The organism is Selenomonadales bacterium 4137-cl (assembly GCA_032334055.1).
In the GTDB taxonomy this organism is placed as follows: Bacteria; Bacillota; Negativicutes; order Sporomusales; family UBA7701; genus Anaeroselena; species Anaeroselena agilis.
The window spans coordinates 2,678,333-2,694,763 of the sequence record JAUOZS010000001.1 but is presented as its reverse complement, the minus strand read 5'-3'; the positions used below and the strand labels follow the sequence as shown (position 1 = coordinate 2,694,763).

15 protein-coding genes, 1 pseudogene and 1 riboswitch are annotated in these 16,431 nt (G+C 59.5%); of the genes and pseudogenes, 10 read left to right on the top strand and 6 right to left on the bottom strand.

The window, feature by feature from the left end; all coding sequences use genetic code 11:
* Positions 1 to 200 precede the first annotated feature (200 nt).
* Positions 201 to 638 carry a MarR family transcriptional regulator gene (locus Q4T40_14210; protein ID MDT8902399.1) on the top strand — a complete coding sequence of 146 codons (438 nt, stop codon included), beginning with the start codon at positions 201 to 203 and terminating at the stop codon, positions 636 to 638.
* A 115-nt stretch (positions 639 to 753) separates the two neighbouring features.
* On the opposite strand, the gene Q4T40_14205 is transcribed toward Q4T40_14210, so the two are convergent.
* Positions 754 to 963, bottom strand: a complete 210-nt coding sequence (locus Q4T40_14205; protein MDT8902398.1) for a hypothetical protein — start codon at positions 961 to 963, stop codon at positions 754 to 756.
* A 48-nt stretch (positions 964 to 1,011) separates the two neighbouring features.
* A riboswitch (cyclic di-GMP riboswitch) is annotated at positions 1,012 to 1,102 on the bottom strand.
* Between the two features lie 183 nt (positions 1,103 to 1,285).
* Here Q4T40_14205 and Q4T40_14200 point away from each other — a divergent pair.
* On the top strand, positions 1,286 to 2,107 hold the full coding sequence (locus Q4T40_14200; GenBank protein ID MDT8902397.1) for a polysaccharide deacetylase family protein: 822 nt from the start codon (positions 1,286 to 1,288) through the stop codon (positions 2,105 to 2,107).
* 58 nt (positions 2,108 to 2,165) lie between these two features.
* Here Q4T40_14200 and Q4T40_14195 read toward each other — a convergent pair whose 3' ends face one another.
* A complete protein-coding gene (locus Q4T40_14195; GenBank protein ID MDT8902396.1) occupies positions 2,166 to 3,065 on the bottom strand; it encodes a LysR family transcriptional regulator in 900 nt (299 codons plus the stop codon).
* 147 nt (positions 3,066 to 3,212) lie between these two features.
* On the opposite strand from Q4T40_14195, the gene Q4T40_14190 reads away from it, so the two are divergent.
* Positions 3,213 to 4,610, top strand: a complete 1,398-nt coding sequence (locus Q4T40_14190; protein MDT8902395.1) for a sodium:solute symporter family protein — start codon at positions 3,213 to 3,215, stop codon at positions 4,608 to 4,610.
* 131 nt (positions 4,611 to 4,741) lie between these two features.
* Complete coding sequence (locus tag Q4T40_14185; protein MDT8902394.1) at positions 4,742 to 5,311, top strand: DJ-1/PfpI family protein; 570 nt, start codon at positions 4,742 to 4,744, stop codon at positions 5,309 to 5,311.
* A 92-nt stretch (positions 5,312 to 5,403) separates the two neighbouring features.
* On the opposite strand, the gene Q4T40_14180 is transcribed toward Q4T40_14185, so the two are convergent.
* A complete protein-coding gene (locus tag Q4T40_14180) occupies positions 5,404 to 5,826 on the bottom strand; it encodes a hypothetical protein (GenBank protein ID MDT8902393.1) in 423 nt (140 codons plus the stop codon).
* 224 nt (positions 5,827 to 6,050) lie between these two features.
* On the opposite strand from Q4T40_14180, the gene Q4T40_14175 reads away from it, so the two are divergent.
* The 4 genes from Q4T40_14175 (at position 6,051) to Q4T40_14160 (ending at position 10,532) form a co-directional block, all read left to right on the top strand.
* On the top strand, positions 6,051 to 6,662 hold the full coding sequence (locus tag Q4T40_14175; GenBank protein ID MDT8902392.1) for a lactate utilization protein: 612 nt from the start codon (positions 6,051 to 6,053) through the stop codon (positions 6,660 to 6,662).
* Between the two features lie 543 nt (positions 6,663 to 7,205).
* Complete coding sequence (locus Q4T40_14170; GenBank protein ID MDT8902391.1) at positions 7,206 to 8,651, top strand: hypothetical protein; 1,446 nt, start codon at positions 7,206 to 7,208, stop codon at positions 8,649 to 8,651.
* Positions 8,652 to 9,168: 517 nt separating this feature from the next.
* Positions 9,169 to 10,029: a cache domain-containing protein gene (locus Q4T40_14165; GenBank protein MDT8902390.1), complete on the top strand. Its 861-nt coding sequence runs from the start codon at positions 9,169 to 9,171 to the stop codon at positions 10,027 to 10,029.
* 332 nt (positions 10,030 to 10,361) lie between these two features.
* Positions 10,362 to 10,532 carry a hypothetical protein gene (locus Q4T40_14160; protein MDT8902389.1) on the top strand — a complete coding sequence of 57 codons (171 nt, stop codon included), beginning with the start codon at positions 10,362 to 10,364 and terminating at the stop codon, positions 10,530 to 10,532.
* Positions 10,533 to 10,566: 34 nt separating this feature from the next.
* On the opposite strand, the gene Q4T40_14155 is transcribed toward Q4T40_14160, so the two are convergent.
* Positions 10,567 to 10,842, bottom strand: a complete 276-nt coding sequence (locus tag Q4T40_14155; GenBank protein MDT8902388.1) for a molybdopterin dinucleotide binding domain-containing protein — start codon at positions 10,840 to 10,842, stop codon at positions 10,567 to 10,569.
* Positions 10,843 to 11,352: 510 nt separating this feature from the next.
* Positions 11,353 to 13,065: pseudogene (locus Q4T40_14150) on the bottom strand (molybdopterin-dependent oxidoreductase).
* A 294-nt stretch (positions 13,066 to 13,359) separates the two neighbouring features.
* Between Q4T40_14150 and Q4T40_14145 the strand changes: the two are divergent.
* A complete protein-coding gene (locus tag Q4T40_14145) occupies positions 13,360 to 14,775 on the top strand; it encodes a polysaccharide deacetylase family protein (GenBank protein MDT8902387.1) in 1,416 nt (471 codons plus the stop codon).
* A gap of 26 nt (positions 14,776 to 14,801) precedes the next feature.
* Positions 14,802 to 16,097, top strand: coding sequence for a nickel-dependent lactate racemase (larA, locus tag Q4T40_14140; GenBank protein MDT8902386.1), 1,296 nt, complete (start codon positions 14,802 to 14,804; stop codon positions 16,095 to 16,097).
* Between the two features lie 49 nt (positions 16,098 to 16,146).
* Here the strand turns inward: larA and Q4T40_14135 are convergent, their stop codons facing one another.
* Positions 16,147 to 16,383 (bottom strand): hypothetical protein, encoded by a 237-nt coding sequence (locus Q4T40_14135; protein ID MDT8902385.1) that lies wholly within the window; start codon positions 16,381 to 16,383, stop codon positions 16,147 to 16,149.
* Positions 16,384 to 16,431: the final 48 nt, after the last annotated feature.

The window sequence follows — 16,431 nt, the reverse complement described above, 5'->3', positions numbered from 1 at the left end:
CCCTCCCGAAAAGAGAGCGGCTTTTTTGCGCGCTTATCGCCATGCGTCGGAATTATCCGACATTTACCTCCCCGGCCTATCGACGGCCAGGCTTTTTTCGTGCTAAAATATCATTAAAAGTACACAGTAAACAAACAATTACCATATTCGCGCCTTCCCGCTGCCCCAACACAAAGAAAACCGCAAGGAGTGACCTGCCTGTGGAATATCGCGCCGCCGCGGCCGATAAAATACTTCACCTGGCCTTCATCCTCCACAAAAAACTGGTGCGCCCGGTCGTCCTGCAGGCGAAAGCCGACCTCAGCCCCCTTCAGTTCCACGTCCTCGACACCCTCCGGGACAACGGCGCCGCCACCATGACCCTGCTGGCGAACGAAATCCGGATGTCCAAGCAGCAGATGACCCGCGTCGTCGACAGCCTCGTCTCCCAGGGGCTCGTCCGGCGGGATTTCGACGGCCTCGACCGGCGGATAATCAGAATAAGTCCCACGGCGGCGGGGCTGGCCGTCCTCGAAGACCTGAAAAAAGAAGCCTGCCAAGCGCTGCTGGTCAAACTCGCCTCGGTCGCCGACGAAGACCTGGCCGAGTATAACGCCGCCGCCGACCGTCTCGCCAGGCTGCTTAAAGAACTCCCCTAGCCGCCGGCTCGGCGGCGACGCCCATAACCCGCGAACTCTTCGCCCACCACAAACAGAAACCCGGCCGGTGCCACCGGCCGGGTTTTGCGTCCCGTTCCCTTTCCCTTTCCTTATCCTATATCCCGCTTGCCAGCTTCCCGGCGAGCCTCGCCCAGCCTGTCGCAGGCTTGCTGACATTACCGCAGCGGTAAGTCGAAATGACCAGACCGCATTGCTTGCACCGGGTGAAATGACGCTCCTTCTCCGTTCCGGCCGGGGTGGCGTCCACTTCCTCAAACGCCTTGCTCCCGCACCGGCATCTGCCTTGCTTCTGTTTACCCTGCATAATATCGACCTCCTCGCAAATAAAAAACCGCCTGGCTATCCCTTTTCAGGAAGCAACCAGGCAGTCATAAGCCCCGCATGGAACCCGTAGACCCACGGCTTTGCGCCCCCACCTTTCGATGGGTTTGCCGAAATGACGCTATATCTCAGGATTAAAAACAACACTGATAAACATATTATACCAGATTAATTATTAGAAAAAAATAAAAATATACAAATTACACCAAAAAAAGCAAACAGGCGACAGCCCCGGGCCCAAACATGCTAAACTATAAAAAGAACGCGCTACGCGTCAGCCCTTTTCAACCGCCCGGGAGGAGAAAATGCTCAAACGAACCTGCGTCATCAACCTCGTCGGCCTCTACATATTCGTATACGGCATGGCATTCACGGCTGCCTACCCCGGCCCCCCGGGCGCTGCCGAAGCCGCCCCCGCCGCCGCACAACCCGTAGCCGCGCGGCCCGCCGTCCCCGTGTCCGCCCCCGCCGCGCCGCCCCCCGTCCCCGCTCCACAGCCGCGGGCCGCAACATCGGCGGGCACGATCTACTGGCACGGCCCGGCCGACAAGCGCCAGGTCGCCATCACCTTCGACGACGGCCCCCACCCCGAATACACGCCGCAAATACTGGCCATTCTCGACCGCCACCACGCCAAGGCCACCTTCTTCATGGTCGGGGAGATGGCCCGCCGGTATCCCGAGGTCGCGCGCCAGGTCGCAGACCGGGGCAACGAGGTCGCCGACCACACCATGACCCATCCCGAAGCCCCCCGGTCCGACGGCCGGACGCTCCGGCGGGAAGTGCAGGAGGCGGCCCGGCTGATCGAAACGGTCAGCGGCGGGAAACCGCATTACTTCCGGCCGCCCTACGGCTATTTCGACGTCGCCTATTTCCGGGCATGCCGGGACGCCGGCCTCGACGTCGTGCTATGGTCGGTCGTGCCCCGCGACTGGGAACAGCCGCCGGCCGAAATACTGGCCCGGCGTGTCGCCGCGGAAATCCGGCCAGGGTCCGTCATCCTTCTCCACGACGGCGGCGGCGACCGCCGTCAGACCGTCAAAGCGCTGCCGGCGATCATCGACGCCATCCGCGCCAAGGGCCTTGAGCCGGTCACCCTGTCCCGGCTGCTCGGAGACCGGCCGTAGCTCCCGGCCGCCGGGCGCTAATACGCCCGCTGCCAGGTACGGCGGCAACCGCCCGCGCTCACTCCCCGGCCGGCTCCCCGGCGCGCAGCGCCGTGAACAACGCCAGGAAATTGCGGGCGGCGGCGGACAAATAGCGGCCACGCAGCCAGACGACGGCCGAAGTCGTTTCCAGATGCGGGTCGGCGATCACCCTGTAGGCAAGACTGGCGCCCGGCACAAGGCCGATAGCCGACCGCGGCACGATCGCCACCCCGATATCGGCGTCCGCCCACGCCAATATCGGCATGACATCGTCGCTCATGCACACTATCTCCGGCGCGAAGCCGCACTGCTCGCAGTGCCCGATAAGCATCGCCTCGTACTTGCGGTGGATCAGCAGCGGCTTGCCCGCCAACTCCCGCAGCGCGACCCGCTCGTCCGCGCCCTCCAGCCAGGCGGCGCGGTTTTTGCTGACGGCGGCCACCAGCGGCTCGTTCGGCAGCCTTATCGACTGGTACATCGCCGAATCGGACGAAAACCGGGTTATCCCGATCTCCACCGACCCTCTGTTCAAAAGCTCGATAATCCGCTCCGTTTCGCCCTCCCACAGCTGAAACCTCACCCCGGGATACCTGTCGCGGAATACGCGCGCCACCCCCGGCAGAATCGTCGCCCCCGCGGACGTCACCGTGCCGATCGACAAAGTCCCGCTTGTCCCGGCGTCGAACTCCCGCATCTCCTGCACGGCATTCTCCAGCTGCCCCAAAAGCTGCTCCGCGCGGTGCTGCAGCAGCCGCCCGGCCTCGGTAAGACGGACCTTGCGGCTGCCCCGCTCGAACAGCTTGACCCCCAGCCGCTCCTCCAACTGCCTCATCTGGCGGCTGAGCGGCGGCTGCGCGATATGCAGCCGCTTAGACGCGGCGTTGATGCTGCCCTCCTCGGCAACCGCCAGAAAATAGCGCATATCCCTGACATCCATATCGTCGCCTCCCTATATACCTTTACAGTATACTTATCGAACAATATTGGTATTAGGAGTATAACCACAATTCTTGCTATAATCGTAAATGAAAGCGCGGCGCCGGTCAAGACCAATACGCCCTGTCGCGCGGGGAGGGGACTCACCATGCAACTCAGCGCCATTCAGCTACTCAGCCTGGCGGCGACCCTGCTGCTCGCCTTCGGGCTCGGCCTATACTCGGCCCGCAAAGTCAAATCCGCGGACGACTTCAGCGTCGGCGGCCGCTCCACAGGCGCCGTCCTCGTCGCCGGCACCATCGTCGGCACGATCATCGGCGGCGCGGCGACGATGGGCACCGCCCAGCTCGCCTTCTGCGTCGGCCTGTCCGCCTGGTGGTTCACGCTCGGCTCAGGTATCGGCCTGCTCGTCATGTCCGTCTTCTACGCCGGCCCCCTGCGCCGCTCCGGCCTGGAAACCATCCCCCAGTTCCTCGTCCTCCATTACGGCAAAGCCGCCGGCCCCATAATCAGCCTCGCCTCGTCGCTCGGCATCTTCTTCAGCATCGTCGCCAGCATGCTCTCCGCCATCCACCTCATCGCCGCCGTGTTCGGCGTCACCGCGGCAGCGGCGGCCGGCGCCACCCTCGTCATCGTCCTCGCGTACGTATTTTTCGGCGGCATCAACGGCACCGGCCTGTCAGGCATCTTCAAGCTGGCCCTTCTCTACCTCTCACTACTCGTCGCCGGCGTCCTGGCGCTCAAAGGCATCGGCGGGTTAAGCGGCCTCACAGCGGCCTTCCCGGCCGACCCCTGGCTCAGCATCTTCGGGCGCGGCGTCGCGCGGGACGCCGGCAACGCCCTGGCGCTCATCATCGGCATCATCTCCACCCAGACCTACGTCCAGGCGATCTTCGCCGCGCGGGACACGCGCACCGCCGCCGCCGGCTCCCTCGTCGCCGCCCTCGTCACCATCCCCGTCGGCCTGCCGTCCGTCATGATCGGCATGTACATGCGCGCCAGCCACCCCGACATGCTGCCGATCAACGCCCTGCCCATGTACCTCCTGCACAACCTGCCCGAATGGCTGGGCGGCGCCGCGATAACCGCGCTCCTCCTGTCCTCCCTCGGCTCCGTCGCCGGCCTTGCCCTCGGCGTCGGCACAATGATCTCGCGGGACATCTGCGCCGGCGTGTTCAACTGCCGGGGAGCCGGCAAACTGCTGTGGCTCAACCGGGCGTGCATCCTGCTGATCACCCTCTCAGCCGCCCTGTTCGTTTTCGGCAACCTCCAGTCCCTGGTGCTCGAATGGAACTTCCTCTCCATGGCCCTGCGCGGCGTGGGCATATTCGTGCCCCTCACCCTGGCGGTCTTCTACCCCGGCCGCCTGCCGCGCAAAGCGGCCGTCCTCTCGATGCTCGCCGGCGTAGTCGCCGCCATCCTGGGCAACCTGATCTTCCCCGGGCATAACGTCCCCCTGTTCGCCGGCCTCGCCGCCAGCCTCGCCGTCGCCGTCGTCGGCATCGTCGCCTGCCGGGCGGAAGAAGCGCGGCTCGCCGAAAACTGAGCCCCCGGCGACTCGCTCCGCCGCGCCGCCAAAGCGGTGATTCTTTGTAAAAGTATCGCCCCGTTGCAGGAACTTTATGGAAGCAAGACGAAGGTTGCTCTATCATTCCAATGACGGAAGGAGTAGGAACAATGGCGAAAAAGATTCTGCTGTTGACCGGGGATTGCGCCGAGGATTACGAGGTCAAGGTACCCCAGCAGGCGCTGATGATGCTGGGCTATCACGTTGATGTGGCGGCGCCGGCCAAGAAAGCCGGCGACATGCTGCAGCTGGTGGTGCACGACTTCACCACCCTGGACACCTATATCGAACTGACCGGCCACCGCATCCCGGTGGACCTCGCCGCCGCCGACGTCAAGGCCGGTGACTACGCCGGACTGGTCATTCCCGGCGGGCGGGCGCCGGAGTACATCCGCATGCACCCCGAAGTCGTCGATCTCGTCAAAGCGTTCTTCGCCGCAGCCAAGCCGGTCGCGGCCATCTGCCACGGCACCCAGCTTCTGGCCGCCGCCGGCGTGCTGGACGGGCGTACCGTCACCTCCTACCCCGCCTGCGCCGCCGAATGCCGCCTTGCCGGCGCCGAATGGCGGAACGAGCCGGTGATAACCGACAACAACCTGGTCACCGCCCAGGCGTGGCCCAATCATCCGGAGTGGCTGCGGGCCTTCGTAGCCCTGTTGGGCGCGAAAATCGAAATCTGAACAAAACGCGGCCCCGGCCTTTCCCCGGCCGGGGTCGCGTTCCGTTTTTTGCCGATCCTGCGCCTTCTGCGGCGGTCTCTTTCCGGGGCGATTTACTGCGTCCTGACGATATAAACGGGAAAACCGGGCGAATTGCCGCTCAAGTCAATCGTCACGTCATATTTCGTAACCAAATTGTTCCGCAGATCCTCCGGGTCATTGGTAAAGACGGCGCTGTTCACGTAATAAGTCCCGCCGGTGCTTGGCAAATCGATGCGGTTGACGACGTACACGCCAACCTCGTTGGTGACTATAACGACATCGCCGGAAGAGTTGGAGGTCACGGAATACGCCTTACCCGACGGGGTAGTATAAGTAAGGGTCAGCACCAGAGGATTGCCGTTCTGGTCATGAAAATGCACATACGTAGTGACCACGCCGGCGCCGCCGCTCCCGCCGCCCCCGCCGCCGCCGCCGCAGCCTGCGGCCGCCACTACCGTCAGCGCCGTTAACAAGATGACAACCAATCGTATCATATTATCCCCCCATCGCCGCTTCCTAAATTTTCCATATTTTTACTTTGACATGTTCCCTGCCGTTTCCTTTAAATAAATGGCTTTATTTACAAAAAATAGAAATTACCGCGACTGGCTGAATCCTCCGCCGTCGCTAGCCGCGCGAAAAGGCTGCCAAAAGCATCCTGGCAGCCTTTTCGGCTTCTTGAGGCCCGTTGCAGACAAAAATCGAAGGAGGCAGATTTATGCAGCAGTTGCTCGAACGGTTGAAAAGCCGCAATATGCACGGCTATCTGGCCCGCGACCGGGCGGAGGCGAAAGAGCTCGCCCTGGGACTCATCCCGTCCGAGGCCGTCATCGCCATGGGCAACTCCCTCACGCTTCGCGAGACAGGCATCTTCGACGCACTGACCGATGGCCGGTACAACGTCATAAATCAGTTCGAACAAGGCATTTCAGCCGATGAAAATCTCCGCCGCCGCAAGCAGGGGCTGCTGGCTGACGTGTATTTTACCAGTGCGAACGCCGTTTCCCTCGACGGAGAGCTGTTCAACATCGACGGCAAAGGGAACCGGGTTGCCGCGATGCTGTTCGGGCCCGAGCGGGTTATTGTGGTTGTCGGCAGAAACAAGCTCGTCCGGGATCAAGCCCAGGCATGGCAGCGCCTGCGGGAGGCGACCGCGCCCGCGCTCGCCCGGCGGTTGAAGCGCAGCACGCCGTGCGCCGTTACCGGGACTTGCGCCGACTGCAATTCGCCCGAGAGAATCTGCCGGTGTTACACCGTCATCAGCAGCCAAATGCCGGCCGGCAAGGACCGCATCCATGTCATAATCGTCAATGAGGATTTAGGGCTTTAACGCCGATGCCTTTCCTCTTGCGGGGCCGCGAACTCCGGCTCCGATGCTCCGGCCGGACGCGCCGTAAGGCTTGCTCCGCGCGCCCGCGGGCACCGTCGTCCACTGCCGTCCATGGCAGAGGACTCCTTGCTCGGCCGTCCATGGCCTCGCATGCGGCGGCGCGCTCCGCTTCGCCAACGGCGCGTAACGGTCTCCGCAAAGTCGCCATAGCTCGCGGCCCCGCAAGGTACGAAGCCTTGGTTTTATCGGTAATGAAAGGAGTTCGATGAGCCTCGCCTCCACCATGTAAATCCGGAATGACTGAGAGCCCGCGAAATTCGCGGGCTCTTGTTGTTTGTGTGGGGTGTTTGGTGGAGGTGATCTCCACCAGATTGGTAGATATTAAGTTAGAGCAATATTACTGATTGTGCAGGATATGGGAAATTGGTGGCAAACTCTGTTGTATAGTTGTATTTATCTGGTTAAAGGTTCGATATACCTGTTTGATTAGGAGGCGGTCGTATTAGATGTTATATTGATTTTATAGGTAGGTTTGTTGGAATATTGTTCACAGTCTATTTGTTTTTCTTTTCTTTATGGCCAATGCTGCATGGGGTAAAGCACGCTATTGAAGTACTGTCCATTCTGGTTATGTTAGTTTCTTTAGTGCTGATAAATAAAGATACGTTCTTAAGAAATAGAGAAGTTTGGTGGTGGTTGTTTTGTTGTTTTAGTGTGGCAGCAATCGCAACAACTGCAGAAATGCTATATAAAAACTATATACATTCATCCTGGTTTAAATTGTTCGGGGAAAGCTATTATGGTGAAATATCGGAATATGGATTGCTGTTGTTAATCCTATTAGTTTTAAAAAGAAAGTTTGATAGGCAATTTATTAAACGGCGTGTATCTTTTTTTCTAGCCGTAGTGATAATGCTGCTGGTAGCAACTCATCCGTGGGTGTCAAACATAAACTTTGCTAAAATTTTTGACAAGACTAAGTTTGACGCATATGAAGCGGTTTTTGTAGGGGAAAGTGGAGATTTTGTCCGGTATTACGGGCAAAATGTGTATTTTCATCGCTCCGATAATTATCATAAAATTGCCGTAGTGCCCAATCCTGTGGCTATTACGGTGAGTGCTGACGGTACGAAAGTTGTAATGGGACACGGCTACGGTAACTATAACAATCAAGACGAGAAACAGGCATATTTTAAGGATGATATTTTATTTGATATGTTTAATATAGTGACTGGTGATCTTCTGCCATTCAAGAGAGATACTCCATCCTTTGAGAGATTTCCGGCAGTACATGACGCAGTATTCAGTCGTGAAGATAAGTATCTTGCTACTTTGGTTGGTATGGCTTCGGGTCCGTCAACTACGATAGAGATATGGGATGTTTCTAGGGGAGTGTTATTTCGAGCATTCAAAATTACCGACCAGATAAAAAAAGAAAATCCTAATTCACCAGTGGTGGTAGATACACTTGCTTTTTCTCCCGATGGAGAATGCCTATTTCTGGGCGGAAGTGGCGGGATATACGCAGTCGATATTTATTCGGGCGAAATATCATCTATTATCAGATTAGACTCCACGGAAAGTGTTCGTAAGATACTCTTTTCACCAGGTGGGGAAGTTCTCTATACAATTATTAGTAAAAAAGGCGGGGAGAGTTCTATTGAAATATGGGACGCTAATAACCGACAACGGATCACTTCTCTATACGGAGTAATGGAGAAGCCTGATATTAATGGCATGAGCTATGCCAGGCAGGCTAAGCGACTTGCAGCAACAGGTATTGGTGGAGATCGAATATGGGATGTTGCAAATCCAGCAAGTCCCGAACTTATATATGAGCGGAAGTTTCAGCCACCAGACGATATATATACTAAGTTTGGCATATCAACTAGATCCTCAATTTCAGTAAGCCCAGATGGAAAACAAGTTTTGACCACGAGGTATTATAGGGACGAGAATACGGTAGTAAGATGGACCGTACCAGAATAATGGGTTGTGATAAAGGGGTGGATTTGCAAGGTCACCCCTCGCCTCCACCATACAAATCCGGAAAAACCGAAAACCCGCGTACTTAGAAAGAGGTGCCTTTTTTTAGTTTATTTTACCAAATCCAGCGTGTGGGAGCGGTTTTAGCTGCTCCTTTTTGTTCGCAAGAAAAGGTGCGGTCGTATTATAGCGTTGTATTCATGGTTTCCCTCCACCCTAAGGATACAAAGGGACGGTTCTTTTGCATCCTTCAAATAGGTCGATTTGCATGGTGTTGGATCGCCTCCACCACGCAATCCCACCCAAAAGGACCACTCGCATGACAAGCCTCGTTTGCTGGGAGAAAATGCTGACGAGGGTTGTTTTTTGCATATCCGCATATTTTATCACTTGGAGAGTTTTGAGAAATCCGCGCGTCAATGGTTATTTTTGGTATAATGATTATAACGAAACTATGGTAAGCGGCCATAATGTTTCGGAACAGCAACTAGAAGTATTCCCAATTATGAGGTAAAACGCAATGGTAACCAAGATTAACATCAAGAGAGTCAAAACAAATTTGGTAGTTGTCACCTGTTTACTATTGATTATCACATTCGGGTCCCCGGTTTTCGCCAATCCGGAGGAAACAAATGATGAGCTGTCGATCAAGGCTTTGGCCTTTGCCCTGGGAAGAACTGAGGCTGTCGCCGAGGGCGTCAATAAGGAAATAACGGCTATAAAAGCGATGGTCGAACACATTGCTATGGATGATAAGATCAAGGCGGCGGTCCCAAGCGCAGCTTCACGAATGGCTGAAATCAAAAACATTCGACCGACAATAGAGATGTTGTTCCTGGCTGCCCCGGATGGTAATTTCGTTGCCAGCGACGGAAATAAAGGGTCGGTTGCGGACCAAGATTATTTCAAGCAAGCTGTGCAAAAACAGGCGACGGTAGTAGCCGGTGAACCAGTCGTGTCTAAATCTACCGGCAAACTTGTGGTCATGGTTGCGACGCCGGTAAAGCAAAATAACCAGATCATAGGGTTTATCGGTGCGGCGGTCAATATTGACGCCGTCAATAATTTTATCAGTGAGCAAACAATTGGCATGACCGGCTATGCATATTTAGTTGGAAGGTCAGGGCTTATCTTCATACACCCCGATAAAGAGGTAAGGATGAAACGTAACATCGCATCTTTTCCGATATTCGCTGATATGTGGCGAGCGGCGCTTGCCGGCAATAAGGTCGTCACGCAATCCGGCAACAACATTTTCGTATGCATGCGGATACTAGGGACTTCCTGGGTAGTGTACGGAAGAGCTTTCAAGGACAGTGTGATATGGGAAATCACGGGAAGAATAAAACGTATCCCCGGCGGCTTAATTATCCAACGGTAAACTCTTCAGAATAAATCATTAACTGAAACCGCCGTCTGTCCAGCATCTGAGCGGCATAGACCATTTTCTGGCGGTGTAAGTTGTCCCGGACATATGATCTTGCGGAGCCTTATCGGAAAGATGGGCTTTTTTTCTTTGGTCCCGGCGAATGGAGCGGTTTAAAACTTAACATATATCATATCGCCACACCGGCCTGCAAAAACATTTATCGCAAACCACTATTTAAATATTCTGTAAATTAATGTAAAAGTTAATATTAAAGGAAAATTATTATTGACAAAGCGGCGAGAAAATGGTAAAAATAAAATAAAGATTCGATGGAGATGATTTCCATGAAAGAGAACTTTGCACGGCAACCGGATGAACAGGCCAAGTTTAATTATCTTATCCATCTGCTCGTTAAGGTCAAAGGCAAAACCGGCCGTCCGTCGGGCGAGATTGTTAGCGCGCTGCTCACCAGGGGCAAGGACGAGATCAACTGGAACAGGATCAAATATAACTAACCCCGGTCGTTTACGACCGGGGTTTTTGCGTCCTTTATGCCTTGCGGACGGCGACCAGGCAGGTTTTGGCCGCCGGGGTGCCGGCTGTGGGGTCGGCCGCCGCGCTGGTGATGGCGTTGACGCCCAGGGCCGTTGCCGCTTTGCCGAGCGGCATGGCTACGGTATGGACCGTCCGCCCGCCCGCCGTCAGCGGCTTAAGAGCGTCGCTCACCCGCACTCTGGCCCTCACCGTGCCGCGGGGCGAGGCCACCGTCACCTCGTCGCCGCCGGCTAGCGCCAGCTCGTCCGCCAGCGCGGCCGAGACATCCACGACGACCGTCGCGCCGGTCTCCACCGGGGCGGCGTAGGTGGTGAGCACATACGGGAAAACGTCGTGCCCGCCCGTCGCCGGCGCCCGCAGCAGGGGATTGGCGCTCACCGCCGGGTGGAGGGGATTGGTCAGCGGGCTTTCCGCCGGCTCGTAATGCTCGGGCAACGGTCCGTCGGCGCAGACCGCCGCCACCTTCGCCGGCGTTGCGCCGTCCTCATGGGGGGCGGCATAGGGGGCGGCGAACAGGCGGGCCACCCCCTCGGGCGTGGCGAAGGTCCCGCCTTCGTACAGTATCCGTTGTCCCTCCGGCCAGGCGAAGCTGCGCCCCGCCGCCAGGGAGTCGGCCGCCCCGGCGTACAGGCGGCAGGCGCGGTCGATCTCCGCCAGCACCTTGTTCGCGTCCGCCGGCCGGCCGTAGTCCCACTGCGCCCTGAGAAGAGGGGCGTCGTGAGGGGCCGGGGCGGCGGCGCACAGGCGGCGCACCGCCCGGAAGAGCAGGTCGATTATCGCCAGGTCGGGTCTGGACGCCCCCGCGGGGCGGAGGAGGCGCCGCTGCCACTGGATGAGGCGGCTGCCGCTCGTCACCGAGCCGGCCTTCTCGTAAAAGTGGGCCGCCGGCAGCAGGACCACCTCGGTTTTGATTTCCCCCGGTCTTACGCCGGGCAGCCGCCAGAACTCGGCCGTCTCGGACGGGAAGAGGTCGACCACCGCCAGCGTGTCGAGCGCCGCCAGCGCCTGCGCCGCCAGGCGGTTGTCGGGGGTGCTGACCATCGGGTTGATGCCCACCGCCAGCGCCGCCTTGAATTGCCCGGCCGCCATCGCCGCCAGCATCGGCAGGTAGGTGGCCGGCTTGTCTTTTCCCAGGCGCGGCAGCCAGCGGTAGCCTTCCTCCGGCGCCGCGTCGAACCATGCCGCCAGCAGGGCGGCGAGGCCGCCGGCCGCCTCCGCGCCGTAACGGGCCGCGTAAGCGGCCGGCGTCGCGTCCTCCCCGGCCGGCGCCGGCAGGTACCCCGGCAGGCTGGTGGCGAGGCTGCCGAGGTCGGTCGACCCCTGCACGTTGGCCTCGCCCCTGAGCGCGTTCACCCCGCCGCCCGCCACCCCCGCCGAGCCCAGCAGCAGCGACAGGATGGCGTAGCAGCGGATGGTCTGCACCGCGGTCGTGTGCTGGGTTATCCCCAGCGCGTAAAGGATGGCCAGCGGCCGCCGCCCAGCCACCGCCGCGGCCATCGCGGCGATCGTCGCCGCCGGCACGCCGGTTATCGCCGCCGCCGTCGCCGCGTCATAGCGGCGGAAGTGCGCGCGCAGCTGGCTGAAAACCGTCCCCGGCGCGTCGATATCGGTCGCCTCGGCCGGCCGGCCCCCTTCATCAAGGGCATAGGCCCAGCAGCCCATGTCATAGCTGCGGGTCGCGGCGTCGTAACCCGCGAACAGCCCGTCGGCGAAGCCGTAGCCGGGGTTAACCACATAGCGGGCGTTCGTGAACCTGGCGACATAATCGCGGTCGAACAGCCCTTGTTCCAGAATAATATTAATGACCGCCCCCAGCAGCGCGATGTCGCTGCCAGGGCGAAGCTGGGCGAAAACGTCCGCCTGGGCGGCGGTCGAAGTGCGGCGGGGGTCGACGACCACTACCTTCGCCCCGGCCGCCCGCGCCGCCAGCACCTGCCGCATCGCCGCCGGATGGTTGTCGGCCGCGTTGGCCCCGGCGATCAGCACCGTGCCGGCCGCCGCCAGGTCGGCCCACGAATTTGTCGTCGCCCCGTAACCGAAAGTCGATGACAGACCTGCCACCGTGGGGGCGTGTCAGACGCGGGCCTGATGCTCGATGTACGTCGAGCCGAGCAGGCGCGTGAACTTGGCCAGCAGATAGCTCTCCTCGTTGGTCACCGCCGCCGAGCCGAACACGGCGATGCCGTCGGTGCGGGCGTCGTCCGGCGCCCAGCCCGCGTCGCGCGCCGCCTTGAGCTTCCCGGCCACCAGGGCGATAGCCTGCCGCCAGGTGATCTCCCGCCACGAGTCGCCCCCCGGCGGCCGCCACAGCGGACGGGTGACGCGCTCCGGCCGGTCGCGGAAAGAGCCCGCGCCGGCCTTCGCGCACAGGACGCCCTGACTGACGGGGTGGGCGGGGTCGCCCTTAACGGCGACAATTTCGCCCTTTGCCACGCTGAAAATGGCGCCACACCCTCCGGAGCAAAAACGGCAAATTCCGGGAATCGTTCTCATAATCTCGCAAAACCCCTCGTTAATCCTTGATATCGATGCGGATGTCAGAATAAACGTACGAAAATGTCAGGGAAAATGTCAGTGCCTTTGCCAGTGCTCCTGCCAGAGCTTGCCAGAGCCTCTCGGCTGCCCTTGTTAAAAAGCCTATTTTATCCGTCTCTATATTTTTACAAGCCAGTCCATCCTTATCATTGTAGTAAAACTTCCCGCCGGTGGCAACCTCCGCGCCCGGTTCTACCGGGCGGACAGGCGTCATACACTGTCAGTGAATCATGCTGACAGGAGGATGAAGCTTTGCGAATAGCGATTATCGGCGCAATTATCATGGCCGTATTTTTGGGGGCGCAGCCTGCCGCGGCCGCGCCGCCGGCCGTCGTCGACAAGGCGCCGGCGGCGAAGGCGGTGGCCCTGACGATCGAGGATTTAGAGGACGCGGCCGAGGTCGCGGCTGTGCTTAAGCTATGCCGGGAGGAGAAGATCAAAGTAACCTTTTTCATCAAGGGCGAGGCTCTGGCTGGCCTGCCGGTGAAGCAGGCGGTCGCGGACGGCCACGAATTCGGCAATCACGGCCTGCGCCACGACTACTGGGCCGAGGCCGGCGTAGCGGACATCGCCGCCGACCTGACGGCCGGGGCCAAGGCCGTGCAGGCGGCGGCTGGCCTTGAGCCGCGCGTCTTGAGGCCGCCCTATAGCTATTATGGGGACAACTTCCGCCAGGCGGCGGCGGGCCTGACGCCGCCCGTAGCCGTGGTGCGCGGGGTGGACGCGGGCGACTGGCTGGTGGATTCGGCGGAAGCGGTGGTGGAACAGCTCAAGGGGGCGGTCGCCGGGGGCGCGATCGTCAATATTAATATGAAGCTAAAAACGGCGGCGGCCGCTCTGCCGGCGGTCGTCGGCGAGCTTAAAGCCCGCGGCTTCGAACTGGTGACGGCGAGCGAGCTTCTGCGAAAAATACCTCCACCCGTGGCTGTGACGCCGACTGTGCCGTCTCCCGCGGGGGGGTCCTTGGCCGTGCTGAGGCGGAGCGAAGCCGGCAGGCCTTATGTGGCGCTGACCTTCGACGACGGCGGCCCGGCCTGGCGGGTGAACGAAATCCTTGATGTCCTCAAAGAAGCGGGGGTGCGGAGCACTTTCTTCCTGCTGGGGGAGTGGGTGCGGGCCAACCCTGACGAGGTTCGGCGCATAGTGGCCGAAGGCCATGAAATCGCCAATCACTCTTATTCTCATCCCCGCTTCAGCTGGTTGGACGCGGCCGGGATGCGGGAGGAAATCCTGGCCGCCGGCGCGGCGCTCAGGGAGGTGACCGGCCGGGAAGGGGCACGGTTTTTCCGGCCACCGTACGGGGTCTATAACGGCACGCTGACAGGCGTTTTAGGCGAGCTCGGCTATCGGGCGATGGTGATGTGGGACGTGGACAGCCGCGACTGGTCAGGACTGAGCGCGGAGAAGATCGCCCGGCAGGTGACCGAAGAAACTGCCGACGGCTCTGTCGTTCTTTTCCATTTGCACGGAGCGAATACGGCCGGAGCGCTGCGCGAAATTATCCCCGCCCTGCGGGCCAAGGGCTACGGGCTGACGACGATTGGCGCCATTTTCGGCGACGGCGCTACGGATAGTGACGGGATAAAAAAATATAATATTACAGGGGAGGCCGTTTTGCCGGCCGGACGGCAGGAAATAGTTACCGGCAAGGCTAATAATATAAGATAAATTGCTACGTGAGGTGGAAATTTATTATGGAAAAGATCTTCGAGTTCGGATTCGGCGACCAGAAGCTCAAGCTCGCCCTGCCGGAAGAGCAGATCATACAGGTCATCGAAGGGCGGGCTTATCCGCCGGTGACCGATGTCGCCGCGGCAGTCAAGGAAGCGCTCGCCAACCCGATCGGCACCCCTCCCCTGAAGGAGATCGTCAAACCGGGCGAGAAGGTCGGCATCGTCGTCAGCGACATCACCCGGGCCTGGGTCAAGTTCAATTTCTTCTTGCCGGTGCTGCTTGATGAGCTGAACGCCTGCGGAATCCCCGACAGCGACATGTTCATCGTCATCGGCGTAGGCGCCCACCGGGCACACACCGTTGACGAAGACGTCCTGGTGTGCGGGCAGGACGTGTGCCATCGCGTACCTGTCTACCAGCACGACTGCCACAATCAGGACGAGCTTGCGTATGTGGGCAAAACCAGCCGCGGCGTGGAGACCTACATTAACAAGCGCCTGGCCGAGGCTGACAGGATGATCATCACCGGCGGCATCGTCTATCACTTCATGGCCGGCTTCGGCGGCGGCCGCAAGTCGATCATGCCGGCGATCAGCGGCTTCCGCACCATCCAGGGCAACCACCTGTTCTGCATGAACAAGGAGGTTGGCAAGGGCCTGAATCCGCTGTGCGCCTCGGGATCGCTGGAGCCGAACGATATGCATCACGACATGTGCGACATGGCCGAGCTGGCCAAGCCCGATTTCCTGCTGAACGCCGTATTCACGCCCGAGGGCAAGTTCGCCAAATTCTTTGCCGGCCATTGGTACAAGGCATGGGAGGCGGGCACCAAGCTGGTGGAGGAGATCTACGGCGTGCCGATCAAGGCCCAGGCCGACCTGGTAATCGCTTCGTCGGGCGGCTTCCCGAAGGATATCAACCTTTACCAGGGTTCGAAGACGATCGACAACGCTTATATGGCCTGCAAGCCGGGCGGGGCGATCATCTGCATCATGGAATGCCGGGATATCTACGAGCCGCGGGAATTCAGCGACTGGTTCAAGCACAAGAATATGCTGGACTTCGAGATGGCGATCCGCAACCATTTCACCATCCCCGGCTTTGTGGCTTACAAGTGCGCCGATATCGCCCAAAAGCAGCCGCTGATCGTCGTCACCAAGCCCGAGAACGTCGATTTCGTCAACGGTACGGGTATGATCGCCGTAACCAGCCTGGACGAAGCCTACCGCATCGCCAAGGAGAAGCTCGGCAAGAAGGATTTCACCATCACCGTCATGCCGGGCGCGGCCAACACTGTGCCGGTACTGCAAGGATAAGGAAACGGAAAAGGCCCCCGGCGTAGCCGGGGGCCTTGCTTTACGGAGGCTAAGATACGGGGATGTCGATGAAGGGGCCGTCGCTGCCGGGGTCGTCTTCCTCATCCGGGTACTGGATAAAATGGGTATATACGTCGCCGGATTCCGAGCTGCGCACCTTCCACAATTCACCGTCGATGCTGACGCTGACGAGCTCGACGAGCAGTACCGGCAGGACGGAAATCTTGCCGCCGGCGAGCCTGCCCAGATAGATCACGTCGCCCGCGCGGTACCCCTTTCTGGCCATATGCGACCTCCGTTAGACGCGAGTATATAAATATAATATAGCACACGG